Source organism: Microbacterium sp. NPDC056569, from assembly GCF_042793475.1.
Lineage (GTDB): Bacteria > Actinomycetota > Actinomycetes > Actinomycetales > Microbacteriaceae > Microbacterium.
This window is the reverse complement of the sequence record NZ_JBHTUV010000021.1, coordinates 58,225-64,772: the sequence shown is the minus strand read 5'-3', so window position 1 is coordinate 64,772 and position 6,548 is coordinate 58,225. Positions and strand designations below refer to the sequence as shown.

Genomic DNA, 6,548 nt, shown 5'->3' with positions numbered 1-6,548 from the left:
GATGCTGCAGCCCGGGGCTGCAGCATCCGCTCTCTGTCGTTCGTGGCTCGCGTCGCCGATCAGGCGTACGAGAAGACGACCTCGACCTCGACGGGGGCGTCCAGCGGCAGAACGGGGACGCCGACCGCTGAGCGGGCGTGCCGGCCGGCGTCGCCGAACACCTCGCCGAGCAGCTCGCTTGCGCCGTTGATCACGCCGGGCTGGCCGGTGAACTCGGGAACGGACGCCACGAAGCCGGTCACCTTGAGCACGCCGGTGAGGCGGTCCACCCCGCCCACGGCGGCCGCGGCGGCGGCGATCGCGTTCAGGGCGCTCTGCCGGGCGTACGCCTTCGCGTCCGCGGCAGGCACCAGCCCGTGGCCCTCGCCGACCTTGCCGGTCGCGGGCAGGGCACCCGAGATCATCGGCAGCTGGCCGGCGGTGTAGACCAGGTCGCCGTGCGCCTTCGCCGGCACGTACGCCGCGACGGGCGGGACGACGTCGGGGAGGTCGATGCCGAGTTCGGCGAGACGCTCGCTCACGGCCATGCTCAGGACTCCTCGAACTGCTTGGCGGCCTGGGCCGCAGCATCCAGCCCCGCGTTCTGCTCACCGCCGCCGGACGGGCGCTTGAAGTAGGCGACCAGACCGCCTTCGGGGCCTGGCACGACCTGCACGAGCTCCCAGCCCTGCTTGCCCCAGTTGTTGAGGATCGCGGCCGTGTTGTGGATCAGAAGGGGCGTGGTGAGGTACTCCCACGTCGTCATCGCGACTCCTCGAGGATGGGGGCTGGCGGCAGGATTTCGGGGCTGATGAGGCTGTGAAACACCTCCGCGGGCGCGCGCCCGTCGGGGAATCGCCCAGCTAGTTCCCCTACGATCAACCCTATGCCTGATACCAAACGCACGGCCACCGGTGTGCTCGGCGGACTCGCCGGGCTCGTCGGCCTCAGTGCCGCAGCCGGTGTCCTCATTGCGGCGACCGTCACCCCCGCGGTCGCGATCACGAGCACCGCGGCAGAGCGCGCGATCACGATGTTCGACAATCTTCCGAGCGTCCTCGAGATCGACAAGCTCATGCTCCCGAGCAACTTCTACTACACCGATCCCGCGACCGGTCAGCCGTCGCTCATGACGCAGTTCCTCGAGCAGGACCGCACCCCGGTCAACTTCGATCAGATCAACCCCGTCATGTACGACGCGCTGCTGTCGAGTGAAGACCCGCGCTACTACCAGCACGGCGGCATCGACCTCATCGGCACGACACGCGCGCTGCTGTCCAACGCCGGCGGCGCAGCTGAGACGCAGGGCGGCTCGTCGATCAGTCAGCAGTACGTCAAGAACGTGCTGATCCAGAAGTGCGAGCAGAACGCCGAAACCGAATACGAGACCGACGAAGCGGGAGAGATCGTCACCGACGAGGCGACCGGCCTCCCGATCGAAAAAGTGAGCCGCGAGCAGGTTCTTCAGAACTGCTGGTACGACGCGACCACGGCCGACGGAGCCGAGGGCTACACGCGCAAGCTGCAGGAGATGCGCTACGCCATCTCGCTCGAGCAGAAGTACTCGAAGAACGACATCCTGCTCGGCTACCTCAACATCGCGAACTTCGGCGGCATCACCTACGGCATCGAGGCCGCTGCCCGCCGCTACTTCGCCACCACCGCCGCGAACCTCACGGTCGCGCAGGCGGCGACTCTCGCCGGCATGGTGCAGAACCCGAACAGCTACCGCATCGACCGGGCCGGCGGCTCGATCTTCGGCTCCGACGGCGCCACCTTCAACAAGGCGCCCGACGGGGCCATCGATGAAGGCGCGAACCTCGCAGCCCTCGACGCGCTCGTCGCGTCGGGCGACATCACCGAGGAGCAGAAGTTCGCTGCGGCCGACGGCTACACCTCCACGAAGGTGCGCCAGCTGTACGTGCTGAGCCGCATGCTCGAGGACGGCAAGATCACCCGCGAGCAGTACGTCGAGGCCGCGGTCTGGCCGATCACGCCCAGCATCGTCGAACCGAAGACGGGGTGCGCGAACGCGGGCGGAGCCGCCTACTTCTGCCAGTACGTCAAGTACGTCATCCTGAACGACCCCGCATTCGGCGAGACCCGCGAGAACCGCCAGGACACGCTCCAGCGCGGCGGTCTCAACGTCTACACGACGCTGGACCCGCGCGTGCAGATTCCCGCGGAGCAGGCGATGGCCGAGAATGCACCGACCAGCGCCGCCGACATGCCGACTGCTCCGGATTACACCCCGGGCCGCTTCGGATCAGCCACGGTGAGCGTTGAGGCGACGACCGGCCGTGTTCTCGCGATGGCACAGAACACGATCTTCAGCGAGGACGCCGCGCACGCCGACGACTGGAACTACTCGGCCCAGGTCTACGCGGGCGATCAGACCTTCGGCAACTCGCGAGGATTCAACGCCGGATCGACGTTCAAGCTCTTCACGCTGGTCGACTGGCTCGAGAAGGGGCATTCCGTCAACGAGACGCTGAATGGCTCCACGCGAGTCTTCAAGCGAATGAAGACCTGCGAAAGCGACTGGGTCAACACGACGAACACCGTTGTGAACAACTTCAATCGTCAGCGCGGATACGTCGGCACACCGATGCAGTTCACACGCGACTCGCTCAACACCGGCTACTTCGCCATGGCAGAGAAGCTGAATCTCTGCGACATCGGCAATGTCGCGACCAAGATGGGAGTCCTCGACGCCTACAACAACGCGCCTGCCAACTTGAACACCCTCACCTCGGTCATCGGAATCACGTCTGTGTCTCCCCTTGCCATGGCCGAGGCTTATGCGACCATCGCCAACAACGGCACCTACTGCCAGCCTCAGGTGATCGACCGCGTTACCGACGCTGACGGCAACGAGCTTCCCAAGCCACAGCGCGCGTGCAGCGAGGTGATCGAGCCCCGCGTCGCCGCCACCGCCGCATACGCACTCCAGGGCGTCATGAACGGCGGTACGGGTGCAGCCGGAAGTCCCCGCGACGGTGTTCCGCTCATCGGCAAGACCGGGACGCATGAGTCGATCCAGTCGTGGCTCGTGACCTCGAGCACGAAGGTTGCCACGGCGACGTGGGCCGGCAACGTCGACGGCGGCGGCGACATCTTCAAGACCTGGTACAACGGCAACAAGCTCTCCGACATCCGTTATCGGATCACGAGGGCGGTTCAGGGCGCGGCCAACGACGCGTACGGCGGCGACCGTTTCGCGCGAGAAGACGCCGAGCTGACGAAGCAGGTGCTGACGGATCTGCCGAACGTCGTGGGCAAGTCGATCGACGAGGCGACGAAGATCCTGACCGACGCCGGCTTCACCGTCGAGGTGGGCGGGCCGGTGGACTCCGACCAGCCGGAAGGCGTCGTGGCCGCGCAGAACCCAGGCCCCGGCAAGGTGGCGGGCGGCAGCACCGTGACGATCAGCCCCAGCAACGGACAGGGCGTCACCGTTCCTGACGTGTCGAACCGCACGCTGGAAGACGCAAAGAAGGCGCTGCGCAGTGCCGGATTCGGCAATGTCGGCGACGGCGCCTGCACGGTCGACGCGGCCGCAGGCGCTCAGACCCGCTCCACGGCGACGAACCCGGGTGCAGGCAGCGTCGTCAACCGGAACACGTCGATCACGGTCGACTACGCGGCCGCCGTCTGCGGCGGCGGCGGTGGTCGCGGCGGCGGCAACGGCAACGGCTAGTGCCGTCTTCACCGACTCGCACCGCCCTCACTGCGCTCGGCGTGGTGGGGGCGGTCGGCGCGGGCGCCGCCGTCTGGGGCGTCGGCATCGAGCGGTACCTCTTCACCGTCCGCTTCCATGAGGTTCCGGTGCTCCCCGCGGGTACTGCGCCCATCCGCGTGCTCCACCTCTCGGACGCGCACATGGCGCCCTGGCAGCACCGCAAGCAGGACTGGATCGCCGGACTCGCCGAGCTCCAGCCCGACCTGATCGTCAACACCGGCGACAACATGGGCCACTTCGACGGCCTGCAGGGACTGCGCCGGGCGTTCGATCCCCTGCGCGGCGTGCCCGGCGTCTTCGTGCACGGCTCCAACGACCACGCCGCCCCCTCTCCGCGCAACCCGCTCAAGTACTTCACCGGTCCGTCGAAGGTGAAGCACACGTCGGAGCCCCTCGACACGCAGGCGCTCGACGACTACCTCGCCGGAGAGCTCGGCTGGCTCGACCTGAACAACAAGGTCGGATCGTTGGATGCTGCGGGCCTGCGCATCGCCGCGTTCGGCGTCAGCGACGCCCACCGCTCCTGGGATCGGCTCGAGACGCTCCCCGCTCCCCTGGCCGATCTGCGCGCAGAAGGGCCGGCGGATCTCTCGATCGGTGTGACGCACGCCCCCTACCGTCGCGTGCTCGACGACTTCGTCGACCTGGGTGCCGACGCGATCTTCGGCGGCCACACACACGGCGGTCAGGTGCGCCTGCCCGGCTTCGGCGCGCTCGTCGCCAACTGCGACATCCCGCTGCGTCAAGCGCGCGGACTCAGCACGTGGACGCATGGCGGCCGCTCGGTGCCGCTGAACGTGAGCGCGGGCCTGGGCCACTCGATCTACGCCCCGGTGCGCTTCGCCTGCCGTCCCGAGGCTTCGCTCCTCACGCTCATTCCGCGGGCGTAGCGCGAGCGGGCCGCACGGCCTCCTCCCCAATCGTCTTCGGCGCTCGGTCATCCACAGTTCGTCCAGCGCGACCGTCACCACGGGCGCGGGACGCCCATCCTCGATGCATGACCACTTCGCGCTCATCCCGATCCGCGGACACCCTGCTCCCGCACTCCCTCTTCGCCGTGACGGCGGTTCACGGTAGCGGTCTGCCCCTGCGTCTGAGGCTGCTCGCGCTGCTGATCGCTCTCGCGATCACCATGGCCACCGCTCCCTTCGGCCCCGCGGCGACGGACGACGCCGATCGAGACGGCAGGGGCCGGTCCCACGGCTTCGGCCGCCACGCCCCGCTCATGCCCGTCATCGACGGCGCCGAATGAGCGCGCCTGTGACCGGCTCGTCCGCCGGTGGGATCCGGCTCCTGTTGAGCCGGCATGCTCTGCGGCCTCCCGCGTACGCGCTCGTCGCCGTCGTCTTCCTGATCATCGTCGCGCTCGACGTGGTCTCTCCGTCGCGCGCCGCCGCCGCCGAACGCGGAACCGGGTTCGGCACCTGGGCTCCGATCTCCGCCTACGGCTGGCATGGCTCGATGCTGGTGAACGGCGTCCACACGTACTGCATCACGCCGGGAGCGCCCGCCCCGACCGGGCAGAGCACCGATCACGGAGTGAGCGGCTCGGCCGCGGGTCTCTCGGCGCAGCAGCTCACCGGGATCAACCTCCTCGTGACCACGTACGGACAGACGGAGGACCCCGTCCAGGCCGCCGCCGTCGCGTGGGCCGTGAAGGCGATCGCGAACCGCGAGGAGACCCTGCACGCCTTCGGCTACCGCGGAGACTCGCTCGCGGGAGCCATCCACTGGACGATGTCGGCCCTCTCCCCGCAGCATGACCGCGCCGTCCAGGAGCGGGCCGTCGCGTACTACGACGAAGCCATGCGCGCCGCGCCGGGGCCGGCGTCCGCGAACGGCGCGCTCGTGTTCGCCGCGGATGGTGCAGACCACCGCAACGGTACGCTCCGAGTCGAGACGAGCACTCCCGCAACGGGCACGATCACCCTGACCAACGCGGTGTTCGCGGAATCCGGGTCGGCGACGCTGGAGAACGCGTCCACCGGCTCGACGTACGCCATCGTGGCCGCGCCGCCCGCCGAGGGCCGCCCGTACACCGTGAGCGGGACCGGGCGCTTCGACGCCGGCCTCGCCGCCGCGGTGCGGCACTTCACGACGCCCGGCGGCCAGGAGACGGCCGGCCCGGCGGGCCGCGTGCACTTCGACGCGTCGGGAGCCGACGCTGCACCGCGCTTCCCGCCCTTCTCCCCCACGATCTCGACGCGCGTCGTGGCACGGGAAGCGCAGGGCGGTCCCTACATCGACGAGGTGACCGTGATCGCGGCGGACGGTTCGTGGCCGCGCGCCGACGATGGATCCTTCCTGCCTGTGAGAGCGAGCGCCGTCGTGGATCGCACCGCTACTGAGCCCGTTCCGGGTTCAGCGATCCCGGAGGGTGCCGACGTCGCCGGAACGCTCGAGCTCACCACCGACCCGACGGCGGGCCCGGCTGCGAAGTACACCGTCGCGTCGGAGTGGGAGATGTCCGCACCGGGCTACTACACCGCCGTCTGGAGCGTGCGCGCGGCGGACCAGCTTCCCGCGCTCGTCGCCCACACCGGTGCCGACTTCGCCTGGACCGAACGGTTCGGCGAGCCGTCGCAGGTCGCGGTGATCGCCCCGGCTCCACCGGCACCGACCGCCACTCCAGCCCCTGCCGCCGAGACTCCCCCGCAGCCACCGGCCGATGCCCACCCCGCGGAGCTGGCCGCGACAGGCGCGGAGGCCGACTCCCTCCGCGCGCCGGCCGCGATCGCCGTCGCGCTCCTCAGCCTCGGCATCGCGATCGTCACGTCGAGGCGGCCGTGGTCAGCAGCACCCCTGACGATCGGTTAGACTCGGAGGG

Annotated in this window: 6 protein-coding genes; 4 read left to right on the top strand and 2 right to left on the bottom strand. The window is 69.3% G+C overall.

Going from position 1 to position 6,548, the window contains the following annotated elements; all coding sequences use genetic code 11:
* Positions 1 to 59 precede the first annotated feature (59 nt).
* Positions 60 to 527, bottom strand: a complete 468-nt coding sequence (locus ACFQ7C_RS19100) for a RidA family protein (protein ID WP_378905082.1) — start codon at positions 525 to 527, stop codon at positions 60 to 62.
* A 2-nt stretch (positions 528 to 529) separates the two neighbouring features.
* Positions 530 to 745: a hypothetical protein gene (locus ACFQ7C_RS19095; protein ID WP_378905079.1), complete on the bottom strand. Its 216-nt coding sequence runs from the start codon at positions 743 to 745 to the stop codon at positions 530 to 532.
* Positions 746 to 865: 120 nt separating this feature from the next.
* Here ACFQ7C_RS19095 and ACFQ7C_RS19090 point away from each other — a divergent pair, with 120 nt between their 5' ends.
* The 4 genes from ACFQ7C_RS19090 to ACFQ7C_RS19075 all read left to right on the top strand — a co-directional run bounded on the left by ACFQ7C_RS19090 (position 866) and on the right by ACFQ7C_RS19075 (position 6,538).
* Positions 866 to 3,679: a transglycosylase domain-containing protein gene (locus ACFQ7C_RS19090; protein ID WP_378905076.1), complete on the top strand. Its 2,814-nt coding sequence runs from the start codon at positions 866 to 868 to the stop codon at positions 3,677 to 3,679.
* Positions 3,679 to 4,611, top strand: a complete 933-nt coding sequence (locus tag ACFQ7C_RS19085; protein ID WP_378905072.1) for a metallophosphoesterase — start codon at positions 3,679 to 3,681, stop codon at positions 4,609 to 4,611. The genes ACFQ7C_RS19090 and ACFQ7C_RS19085 overlap by 1 nt, the downstream gene beginning before the upstream one ends.
* A gap of 107 nt (positions 4,612 to 4,718) precedes the next feature.
* Complete coding sequence (locus ACFQ7C_RS19080; protein WP_378905069.1) at positions 4,719 to 4,973, top strand: hypothetical protein; 255 nt, start codon at positions 4,719 to 4,721, stop codon at positions 4,971 to 4,973.
* 8 nt (positions 4,974 to 4,981) lie between these two features.
* Complete coding sequence (locus tag ACFQ7C_RS19075; protein ID WP_378905066.1) at positions 4,982 to 6,538, top strand: hypothetical protein; 1,557 nt, start codon at positions 4,982 to 4,984, stop codon at positions 6,536 to 6,538.
* Positions 6,539 to 6,548: the final 10 nt, after the last annotated feature.